The sequence below is a fragment of the Aeromonas bivalvium genome, assembly GCF_046078285.1.
Classification (GTDB): domain Bacteria; phylum Pseudomonadota; class Gammaproteobacteria; order Enterobacterales; family Aeromonadaceae; genus Aeromonas; species Aeromonas bivalvium.
The window spans coordinates 663,295-689,871 of the sequence record NZ_JBGXBV010000001.1 but is presented as its reverse complement, the minus strand read 5'-3'; the positions used below and the strand labels follow the sequence as shown (position 1 = coordinate 689,871).

General features: G+C 63.3%; 22 protein-coding genes. 17 read left to right on the top strand and 5 right to left on the bottom strand.

From position 1 onward, the window contains the following. Positions 1 to 20 precede the first annotated feature (20 nt). The 14 genes from hscA (at position 21) to ACEUCR_RS03045 (ending at position 15,121) form a co-directional block, all read left to right on the top strand. Positions 21 to 1,868, top strand: coding sequence for a Fe-S protein assembly chaperone HscA (gene hscA, locus ACEUCR_RS03110; protein WP_408787978.1), 1,848 nt, complete (start codon positions 21 to 23; stop codon positions 1,866 to 1,868). A 1-nt stretch (position 1,869) separates the two neighbouring features. Next, on the top strand, positions 1,870 to 2,208 hold the full coding sequence (gene fdx, locus ACEUCR_RS03105; RefSeq protein WP_005907038.1) for an ISC system 2Fe-2S type ferredoxin: 339 nt from the start codon (positions 1,870 to 1,872) through the stop codon (positions 2,206 to 2,208). 144 nt (positions 2,209 to 2,352) lie between these two features. Beyond that, positions 2,353 to 3,642, top strand: coding sequence for an aminopeptidase PepB (gene pepB, locus ACEUCR_RS03100; RefSeq protein ID WP_111874545.1), 1,290 nt, complete (start codon positions 2,353 to 2,355; stop codon positions 3,640 to 3,642). Positions 3,643 to 3,733: 91 nt separating this feature from the next. Next, positions 3,734 to 5,017: an aminopeptidase PepB gene (gene pepB / locus ACEUCR_RS03095; RefSeq protein ID WP_041994426.1), complete on the top strand. Its 1,284-nt coding sequence runs from the start codon at positions 3,734 to 3,736 to the stop codon at positions 5,015 to 5,017. A gap of 324 nt (positions 5,018 to 5,341) precedes the next feature. Then, positions 5,342 to 5,770, top strand: coding sequence for a nucleoside-diphosphate kinase (gene ndk / locus ACEUCR_RS03090; protein WP_041994423.1), 429 nt, complete (start codon positions 5,342 to 5,344; stop codon positions 5,768 to 5,770). A gap of 171 nt (positions 5,771 to 5,941) precedes the next feature. After that, positions 5,942 to 7,045, top strand: a complete 1,104-nt coding sequence (locus ACEUCR_RS03085; RefSeq protein WP_041994420.1) for a bifunctional tRNA (adenosine(37)-C2)-methyltransferase TrmG/ribosomal RNA large subunit methyltransferase RlmN — start codon at positions 5,942 to 5,944, stop codon at positions 7,043 to 7,045. Positions 7,046 to 7,072: 27 nt separating this feature from the next. Further along, positions 7,073 to 7,849, top strand: a complete 777-nt coding sequence (gene pilW / locus ACEUCR_RS03080; RefSeq protein ID WP_408787975.1) for a type IV pilus biogenesis/stability protein PilW — start codon at positions 7,073 to 7,075, stop codon at positions 7,847 to 7,849. After that, the gene (locus ACEUCR_RS03075; protein WP_408787972.1) at positions 7,839 to 8,750 is read left to right on the top strand and encodes a RodZ domain-containing protein; all 912 of its coding nucleotides are present in this window, start codon (positions 7,839 to 7,841) and stop codon (positions 8,748 to 8,750) included. Before pilW ends, ACEUCR_RS03075 begins: the two co-directional genes overlap by 11 nt. Positions 8,751 to 8,759: 9 nt before the next feature. Further along, positions 8,760 to 9,875: a flavodoxin-dependent (E)-4-hydroxy-3-methylbut-2-enyl-diphosphate synthase gene (gene ispG, locus ACEUCR_RS03070; RefSeq protein ID WP_041994411.1), complete on the top strand. Its 1,116-nt coding sequence runs from the start codon at positions 8,760 to 8,762 to the stop codon at positions 9,873 to 9,875. A gap of 153 nt (positions 9,876 to 10,028) precedes the next feature. Beyond that, entirely contained in the window at positions 10,029 to 11,306 is a 1,278-nt protein-coding gene (gene hisS / locus ACEUCR_RS03065; protein WP_408787968.1) for a histidine--tRNA ligase, read from the top strand. A gap of 3 nt (positions 11,307 to 11,309) precedes the next feature. Further along, entirely contained in the window at positions 11,310 to 11,960 is a 651-nt protein-coding gene (locus ACEUCR_RS03060) for a YfgM family protein (protein WP_111874549.1), read from the top strand. Beyond that, positions 11,953 to 13,152 (top strand): outer membrane protein assembly factor BamB, encoded by a 1,200-nt coding sequence (gene bamB / locus ACEUCR_RS03055; protein ID WP_408787966.1) that lies wholly within the window; start codon positions 11,953 to 11,955, stop codon positions 13,150 to 13,152. The genes ACEUCR_RS03060 and bamB overlap by 8 nt, the downstream gene beginning before the upstream one ends. Positions 13,153 to 13,226: 74 nt before the next feature. Then, positions 13,227 to 14,723 carry a ribosome biogenesis GTPase Der gene (gene der / locus ACEUCR_RS03050; RefSeq protein ID WP_111874551.1) on the top strand — a complete coding sequence of 499 codons (1,497 nt, stop codon included), beginning with the start codon at positions 13,227 to 13,229 and terminating at the stop codon, positions 14,721 to 14,723. Positions 14,724 to 14,884: 161 nt separating this feature from the next. Next, complete coding sequence (locus tag ACEUCR_RS03045) at positions 14,885 to 15,121, top strand: zinc ribbon domain-containing protein (protein ID WP_041994396.1); 237 nt, start codon at positions 14,885 to 14,887, stop codon at positions 15,119 to 15,121. Positions 15,122 to 15,230: 109 nt separating this feature from the next. On the opposite strand, the gene ACEUCR_RS03040 is transcribed toward ACEUCR_RS03045, so the two are convergent. Beyond that, entirely contained in the window at positions 15,231 to 16,607 is a 1,377-nt protein-coding gene (locus tag ACEUCR_RS03040) for an amino acid permease (protein WP_041994393.1), read from the bottom strand. A gap of 502 nt (positions 16,608 to 17,109) precedes the next feature. Between ACEUCR_RS03040 and ACEUCR_RS03035 the strand changes: the two genes are divergently transcribed. Beyond that, a complete protein-coding gene (locus tag ACEUCR_RS03035; protein WP_052448020.1) occupies positions 17,110 to 17,376 on the top strand; it encodes a hypothetical protein in 267 nt (88 codons plus the stop codon). Positions 17,377 to 17,495: 119 nt separating this feature from the next. Here ACEUCR_RS03035 and ppsR read toward each other — a convergent pair whose 3' ends face one another. Beyond that, positions 17,496 to 18,308 carry a posphoenolpyruvate synthetase regulatory kinase/phosphorylase PpsR gene (ppsR, locus tag ACEUCR_RS03030; RefSeq protein ID WP_041994386.1) on the bottom strand — a complete coding sequence of 271 codons (813 nt, stop codon included), beginning with the start codon at positions 18,306 to 18,308 and terminating at the stop codon, positions 17,496 to 17,498. A gap of 296 nt (positions 18,309 to 18,604) precedes the next feature. On the opposite strand from ppsR, the gene ppsA reads away from it, so the two are divergent. Next, positions 18,605 to 20,983, top strand: coding sequence for a phosphoenolpyruvate synthase (gene ppsA, locus ACEUCR_RS03025; protein WP_162625828.1), 2,379 nt, complete (start codon positions 18,605 to 18,607; stop codon positions 20,981 to 20,983). A 166-nt stretch (positions 20,984 to 21,149) separates the two neighbouring features. On the opposite strand, the gene ACEUCR_RS03020 is transcribed toward ppsA, so the two are convergent. Then, the gene (locus ACEUCR_RS03020; RefSeq protein WP_408787963.1) at positions 21,150 to 21,605 is read right to left on the bottom strand and encodes a hypothetical protein; all 456 of its coding nucleotides are present in this window, start codon (positions 21,603 to 21,605) and stop codon (positions 21,150 to 21,152) included. 18 nt (positions 21,606 to 21,623) lie between these two features. Next, positions 21,624 to 23,498 carry a serine protease Asp gene (asp, locus tag ACEUCR_RS03015; protein WP_408787960.1) on the bottom strand — a complete coding sequence of 625 codons (1,875 nt, stop codon included), beginning with the start codon at positions 23,496 to 23,498 and terminating at the stop codon, positions 21,624 to 21,626. A gap of 303 nt (positions 23,499 to 23,801) precedes the next feature. Here asp and modF point away from each other — a divergent pair, with 303 nt between their 5' ends. Further along, positions 23,802 to 25,259 (top strand): molybdate ABC transporter ATP-binding protein ModF, encoded by a 1,458-nt coding sequence (modF, locus tag ACEUCR_RS03010; protein ID WP_408787958.1) that lies wholly within the window; start codon positions 23,802 to 23,804, stop codon positions 25,257 to 25,259. Positions 25,260 to 25,355: 96 nt separating this feature from the next. Here the strand turns inward: modF and ACEUCR_RS03005 are convergent, their stop codons facing one another. Further along, positions 25,356 to 26,435 carry an SGNH/GDSL hydrolase family protein gene (locus tag ACEUCR_RS03005; RefSeq protein WP_408787955.1) on the bottom strand — a complete coding sequence of 360 codons (1,080 nt, stop codon included), beginning with the start codon at positions 26,433 to 26,435 and terminating at the stop codon, positions 25,356 to 25,358. Positions 26,436 to 26,577: the final 142 nt, after the last annotated feature.

Below are 26,577 nucleotides of genomic sequence, written 5' to 3'. Positions count from 1 at the left end.
ACGCTGGAATTTTCACTCCCATGGCATTACTGCAAATCGCCGAGCCCGGCCAGAGCGCCGCGCCTCATCAGCATAAACGTGCCGTCGGCATCGATCTGGGTACCACCAATTCGCTGGTTGCCGCTGTGCGCAGCGGCCAGGCCGATACCCTCAGCGACAGTCAGGGGCGGGTGCTGCTGCCTTCCGCCGTGCACTACCAGACCGACGCCATCCGGGTCGGGTTTGACGCCAAGCGCGAGGCCGCCCTCGATCCCCGCAACACCATCATTTCGGTCAAACGCATGATGGGCAAGGCCCTGGCGGACATAGACACCCGCCAGCAGCCTTACGAGTTTGTGGCCAGTGACAACGGCTCGCCCCAGATCCTGACCCGTCAGGGGCTGGTCAATCCGGTGCAGGTGTCGGCCGAGATCCTCAAGAGCCTGGCCGAGCGCGGTGCCGCTACCCTGGGGGGCGATCTCGATGGTGTCGTCATCACTGTGCCCGCCTATTTTGACGACGCCCAGCGCCAGGGCACCAAGGATGCGGCCCGTCTGGCCGGTCTGCACGTGCTGCGTCTGCTCAACGAACCCACGGCCGCCGCCATCGCCTACGGTCTGGATTCGGGCCAGGAAGGGGTGATCGCCGTGTACGATCTGGGCGGCGGCACCTTCGATATCTCCATCCTGCGCCTGCATCGCGGCGTGTTCGAGGTGATGGCTACCGGCGGCGACTCGGCCCTGGGCGGCGATGACTTCGATCATCTGCTGGCGGACTGGATCAAGGAGCAGGCCGGTCTGGCCGGCGCCCTCGATGCCCGCCTGCAACGGGAGTTGCTGGACACGGCGGCCGCGGTCAAGCATGGCCTGACCGAGGCCGATACTGTGCCCTGCACCTTTGCCGGCTGGCAGGGGGAGGTGAGTCGTGCCCGGTTTGATGCCCTCATCCTGCCTCTGGTCAAACGCACCCTGCTGGCCTGCCGCCGCGCCCTGAAAGATGCCGGACTCGGTGCCGACGAGGTGCTGGAGGTGGTGATGGTCGGCGGCTCGACCCGGGTGCCTCTGGTGCGGGATCAGGTGGGCGACTTCTTCGGCCGCACCCCGCTCACCAGCATAGATCCCGACAAGGTGGTGGCCATAGGCGCTGCCATCCAGGCCGACATCCTGGTGGGCAACAAGCCCGATGCCGAGATGCTGCTGCTGGACGTGATCCCGCTCTCCCTGGGTCTTGAGACCATGGGGGGCCTCGCCGAGAAGGTGATCCCGCGCAACACCACCATTCCGGTGGCCCGTGCCCAGGAGTTCACCACCTTCAAGGATGGCCAGACCGCCATGGCAATCCATGTGGTGCAAGGAGAACGCGAGCTGGTGGCGGATTGCCGCTCCCTGGCCCGCTTCACCCTGACCGGCATTCCGCCCATGGCGGCGGGGGCTGCCCACATCCGGGTCACCTTCCAGGTGGATGCCGATGGCCTGCTCTCGGTCAGCGCCATGGAGAAGTCCTCCGGGGTGCAGGCCGAGATCCAGGTCAAGCCTTCCTATGGCCTGGCCGAGGAGGAGATCCTCTCCATGCTGACCTCCTCCATCGAACATGCGGAGCAGGACATGGCCGCCCGCATGCTGGCGGAGCAGCAGGTGGAGGCGGATCGGGTCATCGAGAGCCTCAATGCCGCCCTGGCCGCCGATGGCGAGACCTTGCTGAGCGCCGCCGAGCGGGCCGAACTCGATACCGCCATCGCCCATCTCGCCCAGATGCGCCTGGCCGGTTCGACCAATCAAATCAAAGATGCCATCGAGGCGGCGGATGCTGCCAGTGGCGAGTTTGCCGCCCGTCGCATGGATGCCTCCATCCGCAAGGTGCTGACCGGCCAAGACGTTAACAAGGTGTGATATGCCGAAACTGATCATTTTGCCCCATCCCGAACTCTGCCCGGAGGGCGCGGCCCTGGAAGGGGCGAGCGGTGAGACCATACTGGACATCGCCCTGCGCAACGGCATCGAGATAGAGCATGCCTGCGAGAAATCCTGCGCCTGCACCACCTGCCACTGCGTGGTACGGGAAGGCTTTGATTCCCTCGAGCCGAGCGACGAGCTGGAAGACGACATGCTGGACAAGGCCTGGGGCCTGGAGCCGGAATCCCGGCTGAGCTGCCAGGCGCGCCTGGCGGACGAGGACCTGGTGGTGGAGCTGCCCAAGTACACCCTCAACCTCGCCTCCGAGCGCCACTGATCCGCGCCGGTTCAAACGAGCATGCAGTCAGTGCAGATGCAAAAGTGATATGGTGAAGGCCGTGACCCGAGAGGGAGACGGCCTTTTTTATGGCCGCCATTCCCCGACCGACCCATTGCCAAAAAGAAAAGGAAGCAAGAAGAGATGGCTGAGATGATGAATGTAGTGTTGTCCACCCAGGGCGCCGCCCCCCACTGGGGTGAAAATGCCCTGCTGAGTTTCAACGGTGACGAGGCCCGGGTACATCTTGATCAGGAGCCCCTGCGCGCCATCCAGCGGGCCGCCCGCCGCCTGGAGTCCTCCGGCATCAAACGGGTGCGGTTGGCCGGTGAGGGCTGGGATCTGGAGCGTCGTTTCGCCTTTGCCCAGGGCTTCTATGCCGCCAAGGGAGAGCGGACACTGACGTTTGGCGAGCAGTCGCCCCAGGACGCCAAGGCCCTCGATGGTCTGCTCAAGGCCAGTGCCTGGGTACGGGACGTGACCAACGCCTGTCCGGAAGAGATCTACCCCATGAGCCTGGCGGAGTCTGCCCTGCTGCTCATCCGCGGCCTGGCCGGTGACAAGGTCAGCGCCCGCATCACCAGTGGCGAAGCCTTGAAGGAAGCGGGCCACATCGGCATCTGGTCGGTGGGTCGTGGCAGCGAGCGCGAGCCCGTGCTGCTGGAGCTCGATTACAACCCGAGCGGCAACCCGGATGCCCCTGTGGCCGCCGCCCTGGTGGGCAAGGGGATCACCTTCGATTCCGGCGGCTACAGCATGAAATCGTCCGATGGCATGTTGCCGATGAAATCCGACATGGGGGGCGCCGCCATGGTGACCGGTGGCCTGGCCCTGGCCATCGCCCGCGGCCTGGACAAGCGGGTCAAGCTCATCCTCTGCTGCGCCGAAAACCTGGTCTCGGGCCATGCCTTCAAGCTCGGCGACATCCTCACCTATCGCAATGGCATCAGCGTCGAGATCCAGAACACGGACGCCGAGGGACGCCTGGTACTGGCGGACGGCCTGCTGACGGCCAGCGAGAGCGGCGCTCCCTACATACTGGATGCCGCCACCCTGACCGGTGCCGCCAAGATGGCCCTGGGCCGTGACTACAATGCCCTGTTCGCCCTGGACGAGGCCGAGCAGGCCCGTGGCCTGGCCGCCGCCAAGGCGGAAAACGAGAAGGCCTGGGTCCTGCCGCTGGAGACCTGGCATCAGGGCCAGCTCGGTTCCTCGTTTGCCGACATGAGCAACGTGGCCACGGCCGAAGGCACGGCCGGCGCCACCACGGCCGCCGCCTTCCTGTCGCGCTTCGTCCGTGACGAGGGGCGGGGCTGGCTGCACATGGACTTGGCCGGTGCCTACCAGAAGGCGGGCAACGAGCTGTGGGCCACCGGGGCCAAGGGCCATGGCCTGCGTACCATCGCGCGCTGGCTCGAGGAGGTGACGGCATGAACGCCTGCCTGAAACAGGGGGATCATGACCACGGCTACCTGGTGTTAGCCGTGGGGGGCCCCATTGCGATCTGTCTCGAAGAGGTGTCTGTATGAATGTCTGGCTGAGTCGTGAATTTGCCGCCCCTGAGTGGGGGGAGGGCGCCCTGTTATCCCATCGCGCCGACGGCGCCCTGATCCATCTGGTGAGTGCGAGTCCACTGCAGGATATCCAGCAGGCGGCGCGTCGCCTCTGCAGCCAGGGGATCCACAGGGTGAGCCTGGCCGGTCACTGGGACAGGGAGCAGCAGTGGGCCTTCGCCCAGGGGCTGCAAACCCCCAAGGTGGAGGTGGAGCTGCAATGGGCCACCTGCAGCGAGGAGGACAGGGCCGAGCTGGAAGGGCGCTGGCTGTGCGGGCGCTGGGTGCGCGAGATGACCAATGCCACGCCGGAGCAGCTGGGACCGCTGGATCTGGCGGTGGAGGCGGCGGCCTTCATCACCGAGCTGGCGCCGGACAAGGTGAGCCACCGCATCCTCAAGGGCGAGGCCCTGGCCCAGGCGGGCTGGGTGGGGCTCTATCAGGTGGGTCGGGGCAGCGATCGCGAGCCGGTCATGCTGGAGCTGGACTTCAATCCGGGCAAGGATCCCAAGGCCCCCGTCGCCGCGGCCCTGGTGGGCAAGGGCATCACCTTCGACTCCGGCGGCTACTCCATGAAGACCTCCCAGGGCATGCTGACCATGAAGCATGACATGGGGGGCGCCGCCATCGTCACCGGCGCCCTGGCGCTGGCCATGCTGCGGGGCCTGGACAAGCGGGTCAAGCTCATCCTCTGCTGCGCCGAGAACCTGGTCTCGGGTCACGCCTACAAGCTGGGTGACATCCTCACGTACAAGAACGGCACCACGGTGGAGATAGTCAACACCGACGCCGAGGGGCGTCTGGTACTGGCCGATGGCCTGCAACTGGCCTGTGCCAGCGGCGCGCCCCTCATCCTGGATGCCGCCACCCTGACCGGGGCGGCCGTGATGGCACTGGGGGGACGTTACAACGCCCTGTTCGGCCTGGACAAGGGACTGGTGAGTCGGGCCATGACCTACGCCGAGGCAGAGCAGGAGCCGGCCTGGCCGCTGCCCCTCGAGCCCTGGCACCGTACCCAGTGCCCGTCCCACTATGCCGATACCGCCAACAGCCGTCCCGTGCCGGGTGGCGGCCCGGGGGGCGCCTCCAACGCGGCCGGTTTCCTCTCCCGCTTCGTCGCCAACGAAGGGCAGGGCTGGTTGCATGTGGATCTTGCCTCCTGTTTCAGCGAGAACGGCGACAGCCTGTGGGCTCCTGGGGCCAATACCCTGGGAATGCGTACCCTGGCCCGCACCCTGCTGGACGAGACGCGATAAGCGCTCATCCCATTGCAACAAGGAAGGCGCCTGATGGCGCCTTTTTCATGGCCAAGATCCGCACTGGCGGGCGATCTCCCGCCGCAAGGCAACCGCTCGAGCGAGGGAGGAGAGCTTGATTTTCATGCATTTGATAAGAAAAACGTGGGCAAGCGCACGTTTTTTTGGGTTAGGCTACGGCAAGGTGAGCTGGCATGTTGTTTTAACGATGACTTTGTTTAACAAAAAGTTGCCTTTTTGTATGTTGTTTCGCTTTTTGTTTACGTATAATCGCCGCCGAACATGAATTCTTACCCTAATTCTCAGTAGTTTAAGGAAGATCTAATGGCTATCGAACGTACCTTCTCTATCGTCAAGCCGGATGCTGTCAGCAAGAACTTGATCGGTGCCATCTACAACCGCTTTGAGAGCGCGGGCCTGCGCATCGTCGCAGCCAAGATGATCCACATGAGCCGCGAGCAGGCTGCCGGCTTCTACGCCGAGCACGAAGGACGCCCCTTCTATGATGCCCTGGTCGCTTTCATGACCTCGGGTCCGGTCATGGTGCAGGTGCTGGAGGGCGAAGACGCCATCCGTCGCAACCGCGAAATCATGGGCGCCACCAATCCTGCCGATGCCCTGGCCGGTACCCTGCGCGCCTGCTTCGCCGACAGCATAGATCGCAACGCGGTACACGGCTCCGATGCCCCGGCCTCTGCCGCCCGTGAAATCGCCTACTTCTTCGGCGATGACGAGATCTGCCCGCGCGCCTGATGACGCCGGCAGTGAACACCAGCAAAGGGAGCCTCGGCTCCCTTTCGTTATTTGGCGAAAAGCCGGATAACTCCGTATGCTGCGGGTAGCAAGGCAGACACATTATTTGTACAATGCCGCCCCCTGACGACTGTCAGCAATCATTTCGTAGTGTGTGGACTGAGGCCTTTGATGAGCGAAACAAAAACCAACCTGCTGGATCTTGATCGGGATGCCATGCGTGCCTTCTTCGTCGAACTGGGCGAGAAGCCATTCCGGGCGGATCAGGTGATGAAGTGGATCTATCACTTCGGTTGTGACGATTTCGATCAGATGAACAATGTCAACAAGGTGCTGCGCGAGCGGCTCAAGGCGGTCGCCGAGATCCGCGCCCCGGAAGTGAGCCGCGAACAGCGCTCCTCCGATGGCACCATCAAGTGGGCCCTGCAGGTCGGGGATCAGGAAGTCGAGACCGTCTACATCCCGGAAGCGGACCGCGCCACCCTGTGCGTCTCCTCCCAGGTCGGCTGCGCCCTGGCCTGTACCTTCTGCTCCACCGCCCAGCAAGGCTTCAACAGAAACCTGAAGGTCTCCGAGATCATCGGCCAGGTGTGGCGCGCCGCCAAGGTGGTCGGTGGCAAGCGCCCCATCACCAACGTGGTGATGATGGGCATGGGCGAACCCCTGCTCAACCTCTCCAACGTGATCCCGGCCATGCGGCTGATGATGGACGATTTCGGCTATGGCATCTCCAAGCGCCGGGTGACTATCTCCACCTCCGGTGTGGTGCCGGCCCTGGACATGCTGGGGGACCAGATAGACGTGGCCCTGGCCATCTCGCTGCATGCGCCCAACGATGCGCTTCGCTCCGAGATCATGCCCATCAACGACAAGTACAACATCGAGGATTTCCTCGCCGGTGTGCGTCGTTATCTGGCCAAGTCCAACGCCAACGGTGGCCGGGTCACGGTGGAATATGTGCTGCTCGATCATATCAACGACGACATGCAGCATGCCCACGAGCTGGCTCAGGTGCTGAAAGATACCCCGAGCAAGATCAACCTGATCCCCTTCAACCCCTTCCCGGGCAACCCGTTTGGCAAACCGAGCAACAGTCGCATCGACCGCTTCTCCAAGGTGCTGATGGAATACGGCCTGACCGTGATAGTGCGCAAGACCCGCGGGGACGACATCGATGCCGCTTGCGGTCAGTTGGTCGGAGATGTGATCGATCGCACTAAACGCACCATGAAAAAGCGGATGCAACAGGATGGGATTTCCGTCAAAATGGTGTAACCGCTAAGCCATTGTATAGTCAGGGAAATGGATACACGTAAATTGATTATGGTGGCAGCGCTCTGTGCGCTGTCCGGCTGCGTGACCGAGACTAGCTACGTTGGCCCGAACTCGACACAGCGGGAAGTCGGTCCCGATCTGAAGGCCGCTGCCCAGACCAGACTGGATCTGGGCATCCAATATCTGCGCCAGGGCAATGCCGAGCAGGCCAAGTTCAATCTGGACAAGGCGCTGCAATATGACCCGGGCAACCCCCAGATCCAGATAGGTTTTGCCTATTTCTTCCAGCAGGTGCAGGATTTCAAGGCGGCCGAGGCGAGCTATCGTAAGGCCCTGGCCATGGATCCGACCAATGCTGACGCCATGAACAACTACGGCGCCTTCCTCTGCAATCGTGGCCGTTTCGATGAAGCCGACCAGGCCTTCAACCAGGCCATCGCCCAGCCAGACTACGTCAAGATCGCCGACACCTACGAGAATGCGGCGCTCTGTGCGTTGCAAGACAACAGAAAAGACAAGGCGAGCGAATACTATCATCTGGCCTTGGGGTATAATCCCCGCGATCCAGGGTTATTGCTGGACTTGGCCGAGCTTTCCATGAAAGATGACAAGCTGACCGATGCGCAGGACTATCTCGTTCGTTATGCGGCCGTGGCCGAGGAGAACGAGCAGAGCCTCTGGCTGAGACTGCGTCTCGCCCAGTCGATGGACAAACCGGCATTACTTCACCAATTCGGGACTGAGCTGGTACAGCGCTTTCCCTCTTCGCCACAAGCCAAGCGTTACTTAGCCAATGACTATTGAACAGCAACACGACTCTCAAGACGAATCTCAGGCAGCGGGCCCAGGCCAGCTGCTGCGCGCCGCTCGCGAACAGCTTGGCTGGACCCGTGAGCAGGTAGCGTCACGCCTTCATCTTCGTCTTACCCTGATTGCGGCTATCGAATCAGATACTTACGACAAGCACACCTCTCATACCTTCATCCGGGGTTACCTGCGCACCTACGCCAAGCTGGTGGGGGTGCCCGAGGAGACTGTGCTTGCCGCCTATACCCGGCTGGGGCTGACCCCCCCGGACAACATCGACATGCAGAGCTTCTCCCGTCGCTCCCGTCAGCAGGCCAGTGACAGCCGCCTCAAGCTGGTGACCTGGCTGGTGATCCTGGCCCTGATCGGCCTGTCGGTCGCCTGGTGGTGGCAGAGCACGGCCAAGCGATCCGCCGGGGAGGAGGCCCTCGCCGCCAGCGAGATAGGCGCCTCTGCCTCCCCCGAGGTGAGTGAGACCACCGAAGGCGAGCTCTCCCTGGTTGCACCCGCGCCCCTGGCCGAGGCGGAACAAGCCGCCGCGCCAGTGAGCGAGGAGCCTGCCGCGAGCGCCGCCATCTCCACGGCCCCGACCGAGGAGCCCGTGGTCAGCGAGGCCGTGGCCACGCAGCCAGAGCCCGCCGCCGAGCCGGTCAGCGTGCCCCAGCTCAAGCTCAACTTCACCGCCGACTGCTGGCTCGACGTGAAGGACGCCACCGGCAAGACCCTGTTCAGCGGCTTGAAGAAGGCCAATGACGAGCTGGTTCTGAACGGAACGGCACCGCTGAAGTTCATCGTAGGCGCGCCCATGGCCGTCCGGATTGAGTTCGAAGGCCAGTCCATCGACATGAGCCGTTACAATAACGGCCGGACCGCCAAGTTCGCGTTGCCGCAGGAGTAAGTTGTACCCATGTCCGCTCATGTATCCCCGATCATTCGTCGCAAGTCCAAGCAGATCATGGTGGGTAAGGTACCGGTGGGAGGCGATGCCCCCATCACGGTCCAGACCATGACCAATACCAAGACCACGGATGTGGCCGCCACCGTCGAGCAGATCCAGCGGATCGAGCGGGTCGGTGCCGATATCGTCCGGGTCTCTGTGCCCACCATGGAGGCGGCGGAAGCCTTTCGCCTCATCAAGCAGCAGACCCGGATCCCCATCGTTGCCGACATCCATTTCGATTACCGCATCGCCCTGAAAGTGGCCGAGTATGGGGCCGACTGCCTGCGCATCAACCCGGGCAACATAGGCAACGAAGAGCGGGTGCGCGCCGTGGTCGACTGTGCCCGTCATTACAACATTCCGATCCGCATCGGCGTCAACGGCGGCTCCCTGGAGCGGGACATCCAGGAAAAGTATGGCGAGCCGACCCCGGAAGCCCTGCTCGAATCGGCCATGCGTCACGTGGATTACCTGGATCGCCTCAACTTCGACAACTTCAAGGTGAGCGTCAAGGCGTCCGATGTCTTCCTGGCGGTCGGTGCCTATCGCCTGCTGGCCAGGCAGATAGACCAGCCCCTGCACCTGGGCATCACGGAGGCGGGCGGGTTCCGAGCCGGCGCGGTGAAATCCGCCATCGGCCTTGGCATGCTGCTCACCGAGGGAATAGGGGACACGCTGCGCATCTCCCTGGCCGCCGATCCGGTGGAGGAGGTGAAGGTGGGCTTCGATATCCTCAAGTCCCTGCGCATTCGCTCCCGTGGCATCAACTTCATCGCCTGTCCCTCCTGCTCCCGTCAGGAGTTCGACGTGATAGGGACGGTCAACGCCCTGGAAGAGCGACTCGAAGACATCATCACTCCCATGGATGTCTCCATCATAGGCTGTGTGGTCAACGGCCCGGGCGAGGCCCTGGTCTCCGATCTCGGCCTCGCCGGCGCCGCCAACAAGAGCGCCTTCTACGAGGGGGGGCTGCGGGTCGACCGGCTCGACAACAAGGATCTGGTGCCGACCCTGGAGCGACGCATCCGTGCCCGCGCCGCCATGCTGGATCCCGCCAACCAGATCCAGATAGACAAGGGTTGAACCGGTAAAGGTTCGACCAGAGCGGGGCCACCTGGGGTGGCCCCGGCTTTAGGTTATTGATTTTACATCCCGCATCCGGGCACCCTGATTTTACCTCGGGGTCGAAAATCCCTATAATGCGGCCAAATTTCACGTCTTTTCTCGAGTAGCAACGTGGCAAAACAGATTCAAGCGATTCGCGGTATGAATGACTGCCTGCCGGAGCAGAGCCCGGTATGGCAGAAAGTGGAACAGATCCTGCGTCAGGTTGTCGCCAGTTATGGCTACAGCGAGGTGCGCATGCCCATCGTCGAGCAGACCCATCTGTTCAAGCGTGCCATCGGTGAAGTGACCGACGTGGTCGAAAAAGAGATGTATACCTTCGAGGATCGCAATGGCGACAGCCTGACCCTGCGCCCCGAAGGCACCGCCAGCTGCGTGCGCGCCGGTATCGAGCATGGTCTGCTCTACAACCAGGAGCGCCGCATGTGGTACATGGGCCCCATGTTCCGCCACGAGCGTCCCCAGAAGGGGCGCTATCGCCAGTTCCATCAGTTCGGGGTCGAGCTGTTCGGCATCCATGGGCCGGACATAGACGCCGAGCTCATCATGCTGACCCACCGCCTGTGGCGCCTGTTCGGTATCCAGGATCACGTCACCCTGCAGCTCAATACCCTGGGTCAGAGCGAGGAGCGCGCCGCCTATCGCGATGCCCTGGTCGCCTACCTGGAGCAGTACAAGGAGGAGCTGGACGAAGACAGCCAGCGCCGCATGTACAGCAACCCGCTGCGGGTGCTCGACTCCAAGAACGCGCGGGTGCAGGAGATCCTGGTGGGGGCGCCGCGCCTGTTCGATCACCTGGGGGAGGAGAGCCTGGCTCACTTCGAGGGGCTCAAGCGCCTGCTCACCGCGGCCGGCATCCGGTTCGAGGTGAACGAGCGGCTGGTGCGCGGTCTCGATTATTACAACCTCACCGTATTCGAGTGGGTGACGAGCAGCCTGGGGGCCCAGGGCACAGTCCTGGCCGGTGGCCGCTACGATGGCCTGGTGGAACAGCTGGGCGGTCAAGCCACCCCGGCGGTGGGTTTCGCCATGGGCATGGAGCGACTGGTGCTGATGCTCGAGACCCTGGAGCTCAATGGGGACATCCACCCTGCGGTGGATGTCTACCTGGCCATGGTGGGCGAGGGGGTGGAAGCGGCCGGTTTTGCCCTGGCGGAGCGGCTGCGCGATGCGCTGCCTTCCTTGCGCCTGATGAGCCATTGCGGCGGCGGCAACTTCAAGAAACAGCTCAAGCGTGCCGACAAGAGCGGCGCGGCCATCGCCCTGATCCTCGGCGAGTCCGAGGCGCAGAACGGCGAGGTGACCATCAAGTATCTGCGTGGCCAGGGGGAACAACAGACCGCCCCGGTCGATGCCGTCATTGCCCTGCTGGCAGACAAAGGAGAGTAAGCCGTGGAAGTGTATACCACCGAAGAACAACAGGTTGAGGTCATCAAGAACTGGTGGAAAGAGAACGGCACCTCGGTCATCGCCGGGACCGTCATCGGTCTGGTGGCCCTGTTTGGCTGGCGCTATTACAACGAACACCAGCAGTCGAGCCAGGAGGCAGCCTCCCAGGCCTACAACCAGCTGACCCAGACCCTGGCCAAGGGTGACGATGCTGCCTTTGCCCAGGCCCAGACCTTCATCGCCGACCACAAGGGCGAGTCCTACAGCGAGCTGGCCGCCCTGCAACTGGCTGCCGCCGCCGTCAAGGCGGGCAAGCTGGATCTGGCGGTCGCCCAGCTGGGTCAGGTCGTGGCCGAGGGGGACGAGAGCGTGCAGCCCATCGCCGCCCTGCGTCTGGCCCGGATCCTGGGGGATCAGGGCAAGTTTGACGAGGCCCTGGCCCAGCTTGGCAAGATCAGCAACGACGCCTTCAAGGCCCAGGTGGCGGAAGTGCGTGGCGACCTGCTGCTCAAACAGGGCAAGCCGGAAGAGGCGCGGGATGCCTATCAGGCGGCGGCCGATGCCGGCGGCCTGCAGGCAAGCCCGGAACTCAAGCTGAAGATGGACGACCTGGCGCTGCCGGCCGCCGCCACTGCAGGAGCTCCGGATGCGTGATCTGACTTCGCAGCGCGGCCTCAGGCGCGTCGCGCTCGCCACCGCCATCGCCGTGGTGCTGCAGGGCTGCTCCTTGTTCAGCAAGGATGAAGATCTCAACCCCATGGCGCCTCTGCCCAAGGTGGAGTCCAGCTTCCAGGCCGATACCCTGTGGCGCAGCTCGGTCGGGGATGGCATAGGCAACTTCTACTCCCAGCTGCGTCCCGCGGTCGAGGATGATGTCATCTATGCCGCCGCCCGCGACGGGGATGTCACCGCCTTCGAGCGCAGCAGCGGCAAGGAGCTGTGGAGCGTGGATCTGGCGGACCTGCCGGTCAACGCCGACAAGCGCAGCGCCCGCCTCTCCGGCGGCCTGGTCTCCCGTTACGGCAAGCTGTTCCTCGGCTCCGAGAACGGTCAGGTCTACGCCCTCTCCGAGGAGAATGGCGAGGTGCTGTGGCAGACCAATGTGCCCGGTGAAGTGGTGGCGAGTCCCGCCGTCGAGGATGGCCGCGTGGTGGTGCTGACCACCTCGGGCCGCCTGGTGGCGCTCGATACCGACGAGGGCAAGCTGCAATGGACCCTGGCGGAGGAGCAGCCGCCGCTGACCCTGCGCAGCACGGGGGCACCGGTGATCACCAATGGCGCCGTGCTGTACGGCCGTGCCGATGGCAAGGTGGGCATCGCCCTGCTGAGCAACGGCCAGCCGGTGCGCCAGTCCAAGGTGGCCGACCCGCGCGGCGCCACCGAGCTGGATCGCATGGTGGACGTGGATGCCGCTCCCCTCATCGCCGGCGATGAACTCTACGCCATCGCTTACAATGGCCAGCTGATGGCCCGCAAGCTGATGACGGGTGACGAGGTGTGGAAGCGCAAGTATTCCGGCTATCGCGACATGGCGGTGACCGGCAATGCCATCGTGCTGACCGACAGCCGCAGCCACCTGTTTGCCATCGACCGTCGCAACGGTCTGGAGCTGTGGTCCAACACCCTGCTCGAAAATCGCAGCGTCACGGCCCCCGTCATCTTCGGTGACTATGTGGTGGTCGGCGATGTGGAAGGTTACCTGTATTGGCTGGATCGTAGCGACGGCACCATACAGGCGATGCAACAGCTCGACAGCAGTGGTCTCTACGCCGCCCCCCTGGTGGACGGTGATACCCTGTATGTGCAGAGCCGTGACGGCAAGTTGTACGCCCTGAAGCGTCCCTGATCGTCCGACATTATGATTATCCGGCTCCTGGTCTTCGGACCCGGAGCCTTTGTCGTCTTGAGAATGAGGCTTTTATGACTCCTGTAGTAGCCCTGGTGGGCCGCCCCAACGTGGGGAAATCCACCCTGTTCAACCGCCTGACCCGTACCCGGGATGCCCTGGTGGCAGACTTCCCCGGCCTGACCCGGGACCGCAAGTACGGCCAGGCGAAGCTGGGCGAGCTGGAATTTATCGTGGTCGATACCGGCGGTATCGATGGCACCGAGGAGGGGATCGAGCTGAAGATGGCCGAGCAGTCCCTGCAAGCCATCGATGAGGCCGATGTGGTGCTCTTCATGGTGGATGCGCGCGCGGGTTTGACCGCCGCGGATCAGGCCATCGCCGAACACCTGCGCAAGTCCCAGAAGAAGGTGTTCCTGGTCGCCAACAAGACCGACGGCATCGACGGTGACTCCGCCGTGTCCGAGTTCTACTCCCTGGCGCTGGGGGAGGTTTACCAGATCGCCGCCGCCCACGGTCGTGGTGTACTGAGCCTGCTGGAGCTGGCCCTGGCCCCCCATCTGGAGGAGCTGGTCGAGGCCGCCTCCGAAGCCGAAGAAGAGGTGGAGGAAGAAGAGGACTTCGACGAAGAGGCCCTGCTGCGCATGGTGGCCGCCGGTGATCTCGACACCCGGGAAGACACCAAGGAGACCCCGTTCGCCGACCTGCCCATCAAGTTTGCCATCGTCGGTCGCCCCAACGTCGGCAAGTCCACCCTGACCAACCGCATGCTGGGGGAAGATAGGGTCATCGTCTACGACATGCCGGGCACCACCCGGGACTCCATCTACATCCCCATGGAGCGTGACGAGCAGAAGTACGTCATCATAGACACCGCCGGCGTGCGTCGTCGCGGCAAGGTGCACGAGACGGTGGAGAAGTTCTCCGTCATCAAGACCCTCAAGGCGATTGAAGATGCCAACGTCTGCCTGCTGGTGATCGACGCCCGCGAGACCATCACGGATCAGGATCTCAGCATCCTCGGCTTCGTGCTCAACACTGGCCGCTCCGTGGTACTGGTGGTGAACAAGTGGGACGGTCTGGATCAGAAGGTGAAAGAGGACGTCAAGAACGAGCTGGACCGTCGTCTGGGCTTCATCGATTTCGCCCGGGTCCACTTCATCTCCGCCCTGCACGGCAGCGGTGTCGGCCACCTGTTCGAATCCATCCAGGAGGCGTACCAGTCCGCGACCCGTCGCACCAGCACCGCCATGCTGACCCGCATCATGCAGATGGCCCAGGAAGATCACCAGCCGCCCATGGTGAACGGTCGCCGGGTCAAGCTGAAGTATGCCCACGCCGGTGGCTACAACCCGCCGCGCATCGTGATCCACGGCAACCAGCTCAACGACTTGCCGGATTCCTACAAGCGCTATCTCATCAACTACTTCCGCAAGTCCCTCAAGATCATGGGCACCCCGATCCGGGTCGAGTTCCAGGAGTCGGTCAACCCGTTCGAGGGCAAGAAGAACAACCTCACCCTGAGTCAGGAGCGCCAACGCAAGCGCCTGCTCAAGATGAAGAAGAAGTGATGACAACGGCTGCCTCAGGGCAGCCGTTTTATCTTGATGGGGGTCAAGGTTCGGGGGCCTGGCCCCTGTTACCTTGACCCGGGCCAGCCGTCACCCCCATGCTGATAGCGGTGAACCAGCGCGCCGGCCCGGGCCGACGCCATCCAATGAGGACCCATGTCATGAATGATTCCACCCCCTGCTGCCCCCTCTGCGCGGCAGCGCTGGATCCTCGCCACGGCGAGCAGCGTTGCCCTGGCTGTCATGCCGAGCTGAGGTTCGAGGCAAGCTGTCCCGATTGCGGGGCGCCGCTGGAGCGCTTGCAGGCGTGCGGCGCGGTCGACTACTTCTGCCAGGGATGCAGCTCCCTGATCTCCAAGCGCCGGGTGATCTTTGCCATTACCCCGGTCGATGAATAGGTGGATGGGGCTGGCCCCATCCGGATAGACGGATAAAAAAGAGGCGCCCCGGGGGCGCCTCTTTGCTTAAGGTTTGACTCGGCCTCTTGGCGGGCCTGGTGCGTATCCGTCAGGCAGTCTGCGTCGCGGCGGCGAGCAGGCGCTTGCGTTTGAACTGGTAGCCGATGGCCAGTACCACTATCCAGACCGGGATGAGCAGCACCGAGATCTGGATGCCCGGGGTCAGGTACATGATCACCAGGATGGCGGCCATGAAGGCGAGGCAGAGGTAGTTGCCCACCGGGTGCCAGAACGCCTTGAACCTGGGGGTCACCCCTTCGGCCTGCTTGGCCTTGCGAAACTTGAGGTGGGCCAGGCTTATCATGGCCCAGTTGATCACCAGGGCCGAGACCACCAGGGCCATCAGCAGCTCGAATGCCTTGCCCGGGATCAGGTAGTTGATCAGCACGCACAGCAGGGTGGCGGCGGCAGAGACGGAGATGGCCGCCACGGGCACGCCGCTCTTGCTGGTCTTGAGCAGGGCCTTGGGACCATTGCCCTGCTTGGCCAGGCCGAACAGCATGCGGCTGTTGCAATAGACACAGCTGTTGTAGACCGAGAGGGCGGCGGTCAGCACCACCATGTTGAGCACGGTCGCCACCAGGTTGCTGTCCAGGGCGTGGAAGATCATCACGAACGGGCTGCCCCCTTCCACCACCTTACCCCAGGGATAGAGGGACATCAGCACGGCCAGGGCGCCGATGTAGAAGATCAGGATGCGGTAGATCACCTGGTTGGTGGCCTTGGGGATGCTCTTCTGGGGATCATCCGCTTCCGCCGCCGTGATGCCGACCAGCTCCAGGCCGCCGAAGGAGAACATGATCACCGCCATGGCCATCACCAGACCGCTGATGCCATTGGGGAAGAAGCCTCCCTGATCCCAGAGGTTGCTGATGCTGGCATCCGGGCCGCCGCTGCCGCTTGCCAGCAGGTAGCCGCCAAAACCTATCATGCCGACGATGGCGACCACCTTGATGATGGCGAACCAGAATTCCATCTCGCCAAACGCCTTGACGTTGGTGAGGTTGATGGCGTTGATCAGCACGAAGAAGAAAGCCGCCGACATCCAGGTCGGGATCTCGGGCCACCAGTACTGGACATAGATGCCCACCGCCGTCAGCTCGGCCATGCTCACCAGCACATAGAGCACCCAGTAGTTCCAGCCGGAGGCGAAACCGGCAAAGTCACCCCAGTACTTGTAGGCAAAATGGCTGAACGAACCGGCAACCGGCTCTTCCACCACCATTTCGCCCAGCTGGCGCATGATGAGAAAGGCGATGAAGCCGCCGATGGCATAGCCGAGCAGCACCGAGGGGCCGGCCATCTTGATGGTCTGGGCGATGCCGAGAAACAGGCCGGTACCGATGGCACCGCCCAGGGCGATGAGCTGAATATGGCGGTTCTTGAGTCCGCGCTTGAGCTCCTGGCCCTCTTGTTGAAGATCCATGCTTCCTTCCTTACGTCGCTGAGTTCACTCGTCTCTCGCCCCGTTGGCCAGGACACTTCCTGTGCCATGGCTTGGCATGTCGTGCCGAAAACGTGACAAAATCCGTACTTATTTCGTTACAGGGTGTCATTTACTGTTTTTTGTAATGACTACCAACCGCAGCAGAATAGTGATAATCGACCCGCAATGCACCTGTTTTTGCTATCATTCGCTGGCTTTTTCGCCATTTTGCAGCCTTTTCTTGATGTTCTTCTCACTTTCACCAGTAATTGTTCAATATCTGTTCGCCTGAATCGGGCTGGCTTGACCTTTCATTCCGTTCGTGACCTGATGCTGGTGGGCCTCATAGGAGGCTCTGTTGGCGATTCGTGGCACCAGGGGATGGGCTGTGAGGGAGAGGCCCTGCGCGGCCATGGGGTGTCATGATGTGCGTTGAGAGGAGAGGGGACTGTCATCCTCCAGGTGCGCCCCTCCCATCATGTTGGACAGAGTGGAGTCAGGAATGATGAAGATAGTGGCCTGGGTCATACAGGCCCTGCTATGGGGGATGCTGTGTCTGGCTCCCCTGCTGTTGCTGCTGGCCCTGGGGGCGGCCCTGTGTCTGGGGCTGCTGGCGCAGGCGTATTGGGGCTGGGTGATGGCGGGGGCGGGCGCCATGGGCCTGCTCCTGGGCGCCTGGCTGGCGGAGCGGGTGCGCCATGGTCATGGCTTGGTCTCCTTCTACGGCAAGCTGATGAGCAACCGCGAGCTTGACGGCCGGGGAGCATAAGGGGCGCCCCTGACGGGCGCCCTCTTGCCATTTTCAGTCCAGGAGCAAGGCGTCCCGCTCTTGGCGATGGGGGCGCCTTGCCGATATCCCAGGCACGGGCCGGGGCCAGAAACCGGGGGTCAGTAGAGCTGGCGCCGCATGCCGGTGCCTTCGAGGATCTTGGCGCTGATCTCCTCCACCGAGTGGGCGCTGGTGTCGAGGAAGCGGATCGCCTCCTGGCGATAGAGGCGTTCCACCGCCGCCAGCTCCTGTTGGCACTGCTCCAGGGAGGAGTAGCGGCTGTTGGCGCGGCGCTGGTTGCGGATCTCGTGCAGCCGCTCCGGGGTGATGGTGAGGCCGAACAGCTTATGGCGATTGGCCTTGAGGGCGCTGGGCAGCGTCAGACCCTGCATGTCCTGCTCGATGAAGGGGTAGTTGGCGGCGCGAATGCCAAACTGCAGCGCCAGATAGAGGCTGGTGGGGGTCTTGCCACAGCGGGAGACCCCGATGAGGATGATGTCCGCCTCGTCATACTCCTTGGTGGTGATGCCGTCATCGTTGGCAAGGGCGAAGTTGACCGCCTCGATGCGATCGTCATAGAGCTTGCGATTCTCCATGCCGTGGGTGCGATGCAGGCGGGGGGTGGCCTTGATCCCCAGCTCCTGCTCCAGGGGGCTGACGAAGGTGTTGAGAAAATCGTGGCTGCTGGCATGGGCCTTGAGTACCTCTTCCCGCACCATGGGGTCGACGATGGTGTGGAACAGGATGGGGCGCACCCCGGTCTGGCGGAACTGTTCGTCGATGCGCTGCCGCACCAGACGCGCCTTCTCCAGGGTCTCCACGAAGGGAATGGTGATCTGCTCGAAGATCATGGGGAACTGGCTGAGCACGGCGTGACCAAATACCTCGGCGGTAATGGCGGTGCCATCTGAAACATAAAAAACCGTGTGCACGTCCTTCTCCCTTTTTGCTTGATGCGAAGAAAGTTTCGCTCGATACCAAACGGCCATTGTCAACCGATCTGCCGTTGCCAAGTTGTGAACCAGGTTGCAAACCTGAATCGTTACCTTTTTGTGTTGGCATTGTAGAATGACTGTGTCATTCGGCCTATCCCCAAATCTTGCGTGGGGATTTTTTTGACCGGGAGGAGAAAACGTTTTCTCGGCGGGCGGCGACGGAACAAACCAACAAAAAGCACACAACAAGGCGCAGAGGGTGCCCCGGCCCCCATGCCCACCAACCTGGAGACATGCAAGTGCAACAATACGTACTCTGGTACGAGCAACTCGGAATGCAAGATGTAGAACGAGTTGGCGGCAAAAACGCATCCCTCGGTGAAATGATCAGCCAGCTCTCGGGAGCGGGCGTATCCGTGCCAGGTGGCTTTGCCACCACGGCGTTTGCTTTTAATGAGTTTCTGGACCGCAGCGGGCTCAACGACAAGATCCATGACTTGCTCGACAGCCTGAATGTGGATGACATCGCGGCCCTCGGCGCCGCCGGCAACCAGATCCGCCAGTGGGTGATCGATGCCCCCTTCCAGCCGGAGCTGGAGCAGGCCATTCGCACCGCCTATGACACCCTGAGCGCGGGTCTCGAGGCGTCGTTCGCGGTGCGCTCCTCCGCCACCGCCGAAGACATGCCGGACGCCTCCTTCGCCGGCCAGCAGGAGACCTTCCTCAACGTGCGCGGCATCGATGCCGTCATGACGGCGGTCAAGCACGTGTTCGCGTCGCTCTTCAACGATCGCGCCATCTCCTATCGGGTGCACCAGGGCTATGACCACAAGGGGGTGGCCCTCTCTGCCGGCATCCAGCGCATGGTGCGCTCCGACCTGGCCGCCTCCGGCGTCATGTTCACCCTGGATACCGAGTCCGGCTTCAACGACGTGGTCTTCATCACCGGCAGCCAGGGGCTGGGGGAGATGGTGGTGCAGGGCGCGGTCAACCCGGACGAGTTCTATGTTCACAAGCCGACCCTGAAAGCGGGGCGTCCCGCCGTGGTGCGCAAGACGCTCGGCTCCAAGCTCATCAAGATGACCTACTCGGATGACGCCGGTCACGGTCGTCAGGTGAAGATAGTCGACACCTCGGATGCCGAGCGCAACCAGTTCTGCATCAGCAACGACGAGGTGATGGAGCTGGCCAAGCAGGCCCTCATCATAGAGCAGCACTACGGCCGCCCCATGGATATCGAGTGGGCCAAGGACGGTCAGGATGGCAGGCTCTACATAGTCCAGGCGCGACCGGAAACCGTGCGCAGCCGCCAGGAGGCCAACACCCTCGAGCGTTTTGCCCTCAAGCAATCGGGCAAGGTGCTGATCGAGGGGCGCGCCATCGGCCACAAGATTGGTGCGGGCCCCGCCCGGGTCATCTCTTCCATCAGCCAGATGGACGAAGTGCAGCCCGGCGACGTGCTGGTCACCGACATGACGGATCCGGACTGGGAGCCCATCATGAAGCGGGCTTCCGCCATCGTCACCAACCGAGGTGGCCGCACCTGCCACGCCGCCATCATCGCCCGGGAGCTCGGCATCCCGGCCGTGGTGGGCTGTGGCGATGCCACCGACCACATAGCGCCGGGCCAGCTCATCACCGTCTCCTGCGCGGAAGGAGATACCGGCTTCATCTACGACGGCAAGCTCGATTTTGACGTGGCGGTGACCGAGGTGGGCAACATGCCGCGCCTGCCCATCAAGGTGATGATGAACGTGGGCAACCCGGACAGGGCCTTCGACTTCGCCCAGCTGCCCAACGCCGGTGTGGGCCTGGCGCGACTCGAGTTCATCATCAACCGCATGATAGGGGTGCACCCCAAGGCCTTGCTGGAGTTTGACCAGCAGAGCCCGGAGCTCAAGGCCACCATCACCAAGATGATTGCCGGCTACGAGAGCCCGCGGGAATACTATGTGGCCAAGCTGACCGAGGGGATCGCCACCCTGGCCGCCGCCTTCTGGCCGGAGCGGGTCATAGTGCGGATGTCGGACTTCAAGTCCAACGAGTACGCCAACCTGGTGGGGGGCCGTGGTTACGAGCCTCACGAGGAGAACCCCATGATCGGTTTCCGTGGCGCGTCGCGCTACATCGCCGACAGCTTCCGCCCCTGCTTTGCCCTCGAGTGCGAGGCGATGAAGCGGGTGCGGGATGTGATGGGGCTGACCAACGTCGAGGTGATGATCCCCTTCGTGCGCACGGTCGGTGAGGCGGAGCAGGTGATCGAGATCCTGGCGGAGAACGGCCTGCGCCGTGGCGAGCGCGGGCTGAAAGTCATCATGATGTGCGAGCTGCCCTCCAACGCCCTGCTGGCGGACAAGTTCCTCGAGCACTTCGACGGCTTCTCCATCGGCTCCAACGACATGACCCAGCTGACCCTGGGCCTTGACCGGGATTCGGGCCTCATCGCCCACCTGTTCGACGAGCGTAACGAGGCGGTCAAGGCGCTCTTGGCCATGGCCATCGCCGCCGCCCGCAAGGCGGGCAAGTACGTGGGGATCTGCGGCCAGGGCCCGTCGGATCATCCGGACTTCGCCGCCTGGCTGGTGGAGCAGGGCATCGACTCGGTGTCGCTCAACCCGGATACCGTGGTCGACACCTGGCTCTATCTGGCCGAGCAGCACAAGGCAGGCTGAGTGGCCTCCCTTGGCAGGAAAGAGACACGCGGCGCCCTTGGGCGCCGCTTTTTCATGGCGACGTCCATGGCCTGCGCCAATGGCCCCGACAGCGGAACTGAGCAAGCGCAGGGCAAATGAAAAGGGGCCATGGGCCCCTTGATGATGATCTGTCTGGCCTGGCGCGCTATCTTGGTTGCTGTTCGGCGCCCGCCAGCTCCACCTGCACCTCGATCCCTTCCTGTTTGAGCCGGGTGGCGATGGCGTTGAGATCGCTACCCGGCTGGGCTTCCAGCAAGGCGATACCGCCACTGCCTTGCTTGAAGAGTAGGCCGTGGCGCCTGGCCAGGGCTTTGGCGCTGGCGTCATCGGCCGCCACCAGCAGGATGCCGCTGACGGTGAGCTCGGGGCTGGCCGCGCCTTGCAGCAAGATGTCGCCACTGCGCAGGGCAGGTTGGACCGAGGGGGCATCCAGGCTGCGGGCAACCCGCTTCTTGCTGCCGTTGTCCGGGGTGAAATAGATCTGGCCGTTCACCTCGACGGCGCGGTACTGCTTGCCGTCAATGGTCACCGACTCGGTTGCCAGCGCAGGCAGGGTGAAGAGCAGGCCAGTCAGGGCGAGGCCGGATAGAAGATGTTTCATGTCGTGACTCCTGTGAAATTAAGAGCGGGCGGGTTGGTGACCGATGACCCGCAGGGACCAGTCAAGCAGTTGCCCCGGATGAGCATTGTTGCGTTCGGTCAGGGTGGAGCGGGCACCTGTGCTGCGATGCACCAAGGCGACCTGGCGGGTGCCACTGGCCACATCGGTCACTTCCAGTCGCCACTCTCCCTGGGCCGGCTCGCCATAGAACTTGTGGGAGAGCATGCGCATGTTGCTCAGTCCCTGGGTGCGTACCACTCCGAACTGCTGTCTCTCCATCGCCTGGCCAACCAGGCTGTTGTGGGGGGTGAGCAGCACGCTGCGGGTACCGGACGGGGAGATCAGCGCGATCATCAGGTCAGAGAGACGCTGGTGATTGAGGTTGATCTTCACCTGCACGGCTTCCACTGTGAGGGGCTGATCGACCTGGGTGCTGGAGGTGGTTGGGCGGCTGCCTGCGTCCGCAACGAGACCGGCGGCCGCATCTACCCGGATCTGCTGCCAGGGCAGTTGTTCGAGCGGTGGCAGGGGCGTATGGGTGGCCGCCGCGGCGAGCGTCTTGTTCACATCCACCAGGCCGAAGCCATAGGTGGGACTGAACCAGAGACCGGCGGCGTTGCGCTCCCAGCCTTCCAGACCGATCAGCTGCTGCAGCTGGCCATTGTCCGCGGTATAGCTCAGGGTCACAGGCCCTTGCCCGGCATCCACCCGGGTCGCGTTTCTGGCCAGTAGATCCCGCAGATCCCGCACCGAGAGATCCGGATAGGCGGACATCAGGAGCGCCATGGCGCCACTGGTGTTGGGGGTGGCCGAGGAGGTGCCGTTCATGGTGCCGTTGTAGTCACAACTTGCGTCCAGTAACGGGTTGCCGTGTAACTGGTTGCTGGCCTGGCGGGCCGTGCGATTGTAACCCAGATCGCAACCGGGCAAGTCGGTGGTCACCATGGCGGGCGAGTCGGTGCCATATTCGCCGCCGGGGGCGGTGAGGAAGACGTTGCTGCCGACACTGGAGTAGGAGGAACGCACGCCATCGGCGTTGCTGGCGCTGACCACCAGGTTCCAGAAGTTGCTGTTGGACGGGTCCAGGTTGCTGTTCTCAAACGGCAGGGCGGGACGGTTGCCGGTGCGGCTAAGGAGGTAGTTGCCCGAGGCTATCCGGTTGAAGCCGTTGCCCGCCGCCTTGATATAGGCAGCGCCCTGATCTTTCTGGGTTTGCTGCTCGAAGAGGGCATCGAGCTGGCGCCGATTGAGATCATCGCTGCTGCGCGGTGCTATCAGGCTCATGCCATAGCTCTGGTTGAAGACCCGGTTGTCGGCACTGGCGCGGTTGCCCCCCAGGGCATAGAGCCAGTCTTGCTGCCGTTGCTGGCTGGCAGGATCCAGCAGGTTGAAGCCTTGCAACTGTGCCGCCGGGGCGACGCCCAGGGTGCCGATGCCGTTGTCAACCGCCGCTATGATGCCCGCCACCGAGGTGCCGTGGGCGCTGTCGGGGGCGGTTGGGGTGGGGTCGCTGCTGCCGGTCACCACGTTCTTCGAACCCGGTCGCACATTGTCCACCAGATCCGGGTGGGCGATGGCCAGGCCATCATCCACCACGGCCACATTGATCCCCTGGCCGAGCACGGCGGTGCGATGAGCCCACCAGAGATTGAGATCATTGCCTGCCGCGCCGCCACGGGCACTGAAGGCGTGCTGGCCACTGTTGAGCAGGTGCCACTGCTGATCCTGCAAGGGGTTGATGCCGGGCAGGCAGCGCTGTGCGCTGGTGCGACCGGTATCCATGTCGACCTCTTTGCCGCTGAGGGGGGTGCAATGCTCGGTAGCCTGAGCCGAGACCACAGGCAGGGCCGAGAGCAGGGCCGTGATTGCCAATGCTGACGATGTTTTTCTCATTGATAGACTCCATCTTAAGGGCGCACCGTCCGAGGTGCGACGGGCATCTATACATGAGAAAAGACGATTCAAAAGGCTCTCAATTCGGAGTTGAGAAGGGGCTCAAAAAAATCTCATTTGAGCCCATATGGGGGTATCAATGGGGGGAATTAGATGTTTTATTGAGAGTTATTCGCATTCACTGCTAATGATCTTTTTGTCTATAGGCAGGCTTGTTGTCAAGCGTCCTTCACCCCCTGTCCTAGCTGCCGCTGGTCGCAATCCCTGTTAAGGTAAGGGCAAGACAGCACTCAGGACGACCCCATGACGCTTTTGCAGTGGCAATCAGCCAGCTTGGCTCTTCACGGCGACCAGACACTTTTCATCCCCGACCTCAGCCTGGCGCCCCTGGCGTGCTGGGCCTTCGTCGGCAGCAACGGCAGCGGCAAGACGGCGCTGGCCTCGGCACTGTGCGGCGAGCTGGCGGTGCGCGGCGGCGTGGTGACGGGCCGGGTGAGGGCCGAGCGTCTCTCGTTCGAGTCACAGCAGCAACTGGGGGAGCTGGACTGGCGGCGGCGCAATACCGACATGCTGGGGGAAGAGGAGGAGGCGGGCTATCGGGTGTCGACCCTGATGCTGGAGGCCGGGGGCGAGGAGGCGCAGGCCCGCTCGCTGCTGGCTCGCTTTGGCATCGAAGGCTTGTGGGATCGCCCCTACCGTTACCTGTCGAGCGGGGAGGGGCGCAAGTTGCTGCTGGCCCGCGCCCTGCTGGGGCAACCCGAGCTGCTGGTGCTGGACGAGCCGTTCGATGGTCTGGATCAGGGCGCTCGCGCCGATCTGATGTCCCTGCTGGCCAACCTGATGGCCGAGGGCGCGCGGCTGGTGGTGATCGTCAACCGCTTCGACGAAATTCCCCCCTTCGCCACTCACCTCGGCCTGCTCGGCGAGTGTCGTCTGCTGCTGGCGGGGGAGCGCGATGCCGTGCTGGGGAGCCAGGAGGTGGCCCAGCTGGCCAGGGCCGAGGGGCAGAGTCCACAGCTGCCACCCCCGCTCCAGGCGCCCGCGCCCCTGCCCGTCGGCCCCCGCGTGCAGATGCGCAAGTTGAGGATCGCCTATGGGGAGCAGGTGGTGATCGACGGGCTGGACTGGACCATAGCGGCGGGAGAGCACTGGCAGCTGGTGGGCCCCAACGGCGCCGGAAAGTCGACCCTGCTCTCTCTCATCACCGGAGATCACCCGCAAGGGTACAGCAATGATCTTCACTTGTTCGGGAGAAAGCGGGGCAGTGGCGAGAGCATCTGGGAGATCAAGCGCCACATCGGCCTGGTGAGCCCGGCGCTGCACCTGGACTATCGGGTGCATTGTTCGGTGCAGACGGTGATCCTCTCGGGCTTCTACGACTCCATCGGGCTATATACCCGCCCGGGGGATCGCCAGCGGGTGCTCGCCGACCAGTGGCTGGCCTTGCTGGGGCTAGAGGGACGGGGAACGCAGCCGTTTCATTCCCTCTCCTTTGGCCAGCAGCGCCTGGTGCTGATCGCCAGGGCCCTGGTCAAGCACCCGCCGCTGCTCATTCTGGACGAGCCCCTGCAGGGGCTGGATCCCCTCAACCGCCATCTGGTGCGGGAGATGGTGGTGCGCCTCATAGGGGAAGGCACCCAGCTGCTGTTCGTCTCCCACCATCCCGAGGATGCGCCCCCCGGTCTCAGCCATCGGCTGAGCTTCGTGGCAAATGATCGGGGCGGTTATGATTATGTGCAGCAATCGCTGGGGGAGGGGTGATACCGGTTAGGCGGCTATTCATCCATGTGCAGTGAGCCAATCGGCGCCACATGGCGCCGTTTTTATGTCTGCTTGACGAGATGTCGCAGGCTGCCCCTATTCAGGCAATAGCCCTTGCTGGCGGATGAGCCCGGCCAGGCTGCGAGCGATCCCCTCATGCTCGGCGGCCGTCGGGTGCCAGAGGCAGCCTGAGTTCTCGGCCTGCATCCGCTCCACCAGCACGGGGGGCTCCCCCAGCAGGGTCAGCTGCTGCTGCAGGCGTTCGATGGCCAGGTTGAGCCTGTCGTGGGGCCAGAGGTACTGGCCCATGACGATGATGGGGGGGTTGTCGTAGCGCTGGCGCACCTCGCGCAGCAGGGTCACATAGCCATCGACCCAGGCCTGCTGGAATGCCTCCTGATCCGGCCAGGGCTCATGGGGTTGCAGCTCGGAGCTGAAATCATTGGTGCCCAGCTCGATGACCACCAGGGCAGGATGCTGACTCTCGAAATCCGTGCCGCCCTGATAGACGGCGCCCGCCTTGTCCAGATAGTGGGGCAGGGCATGATGGGGCTGGTTGCCGTCCCAGTTGCGCAGCAGTCCCAGCCCGGAGTAAGAAACCTGGGTATGGGTCGCACCGAGCAGGGCTGCCGTCTGGGCCGGGAAGGCGAGCCTGGCATTGGAGCTGTTGACGTTCTCCTCCCAGGTACAGTCCCGCTTGTTCGACTCGCTGCCCATGCCGGCGCTGATGGAGTCGCCGATAAACAGCAGGTGGGGCTTGTGGGGCCAGAGGCCACTGACCACGCCGTCGGTGATCAGGGCATCCAGGGTCAGCATGGTGTCATAGCTCTCGGTGCGTTTGACCAGCTCGACGTGCAGTGTGCTGGAGGTGGGGAGGCTGAGCAGGGGATAGGTGTGCATGCCGAGCCCGGTCTTGATGACGCCGTGCAACCGGCCATCGATCAGCAGATCGAACTGGCTCTGCTGGCCATCCATGGCGATCGCCAGCTCACGCCCCTGAAAGAGGAAGGAGAGCCGGGTTGCCGGCCAGTTGAATTGCACATCCTGATTGACCCAGTCCCGCACCACGCGCCCCTCATAGTTGAGGCGATGATCCGTGGCTTCGATCCTGGCTGCCTGCGCCTCGGCGGCCAGCCCCATGGCGGCGAGCAGGAGGAGTCCTTTCACTGTCTTCATGCTGATCCCTGTGCTGTGTGTTGGCTAGGTGCGGCAGGGAGAGTCCAGATACCGGATCCGCTCCCGTGCACGATGGGAACCGGTCGGGCATACGCCACCATCGCTGCCATTTGACGCCCAGTAAATGGGCGCCAAATGAAGA

What these genes read in the sequence shown, in the direction of transcription:
- hscA (WP_408787978.1), top strand. Translation starts at nt 21, where the DNA reads ATGGCATTACTGCAAATCGCCGAGCCCGGCCAGAGCGCCGCGCCTCAT.
- fdx (WP_005907038.1), top strand. Translation starts at nt 1,870, where the DNA reads ATGCCGAAACTGATCATTTTGCCCCATCCCGAACTCTGCCCGGAGGGC.
- pepB (WP_111874545.1), top strand. Translation starts at nt 2,353, where the DNA reads ATGGCTGAGATGATGAATGTAGTGTTGTCCACCCAGGGCGCCGCCCCC.
- pepB (WP_041994426.1), top strand. Translation starts at nt 3,734, where the DNA reads ATGAATGTCTGGCTGAGTCGTGAATTTGCCGCCCCTGAGTGGGGGGAG.
- ndk (WP_041994423.1), top strand. Translation starts at nt 5,342, where the DNA reads ATGGCTATCGAACGTACCTTCTCTATCGTCAAGCCGGATGCTGTCAGC.
- ACEUCR_RS03085 (WP_041994420.1), top strand. Translation starts at nt 5,942, where the DNA reads ATGAGCGAAACAAAAACCAACCTGCTGGATCTTGATCGGGATGCCATG.
- pilW (WP_408787975.1), top strand. Translation starts at nt 7,073, where the DNA reads ATGGATACACGTAAATTGATTATGGTGGCAGCGCTCTGTGCGCTGTCC.
- ACEUCR_RS03075 (WP_408787972.1), top strand. Translation starts at nt 7,839, where the DNA reads ATGACTATTGAACAGCAACACGACTCTCAAGACGAATCTCAGGCAGCG.
- ispG (WP_041994411.1), top strand. Translation starts at nt 8,760, where the DNA reads ATGTCCGCTCATGTATCCCCGATCATTCGTCGCAAGTCCAAGCAGATC.
- bamB (WP_408787966.1), top strand. Translation starts at nt 11,953, where the DNA reads ATGCGTGATCTGACTTCGCAGCGCGGCCTCAGGCGCGTCGCGCTCGCC.
- der (WP_111874551.1), top strand. Translation starts at nt 13,227, where the DNA reads ATGACTCCTGTAGTAGCCCTGGTGGGCCGCCCCAACGTGGGGAAATCC.
- ACEUCR_RS03045 (WP_041994396.1), top strand. Translation starts at nt 14,885, where the DNA reads ATGAATGATTCCACCCCCTGCTGCCCCCTCTGCGCGGCAGCGCTGGAT.
- ACEUCR_RS03040 (WP_041994393.1), bottom strand. Translation starts at nt 16,607, where the DNA reads ATGGATCTTCAACAAGAGGGCCAGGAGCTCAAGCGCGGACTCAAGAAC.
- ACEUCR_RS03035 (WP_052448020.1), top strand. Translation starts at nt 17,110, where the DNA reads ATGATGAAGATAGTGGCCTGGGTCATACAGGCCCTGCTATGGGGGATG.
- ppsA (WP_162625828.1), top strand. Translation starts at nt 18,605, where the DNA reads ATGCAAGTGCAACAATACGTACTCTGGTACGAGCAACTCGGAATGCAA.
- ACEUCR_RS03020 (WP_408787963.1), bottom strand. Translation starts at nt 21,605, where the DNA reads ATGAAACATCTTCTATCCGGCCTCGCCCTGACTGGCCTGCTCTTCACC.
- asp (WP_408787960.1), bottom strand. Translation starts at nt 23,498, where the DNA reads ATGAGAAAAACATCGTCAGCATTGGCAATCACGGCCCTGCTCTCGGCC.
- modF (WP_408787958.1), top strand. Translation starts at nt 23,802, where the DNA reads ATGACGCTTTTGCAGTGGCAATCAGCCAGCTTGGCTCTTCACGGCGAC.
- ACEUCR_RS03005 (WP_408787955.1), bottom strand. Translation starts at nt 26,435, where the DNA reads ATGAAGACAGTGAAAGGACTCCTCCTGCTCGCCGCCATGGGGCTGGCC.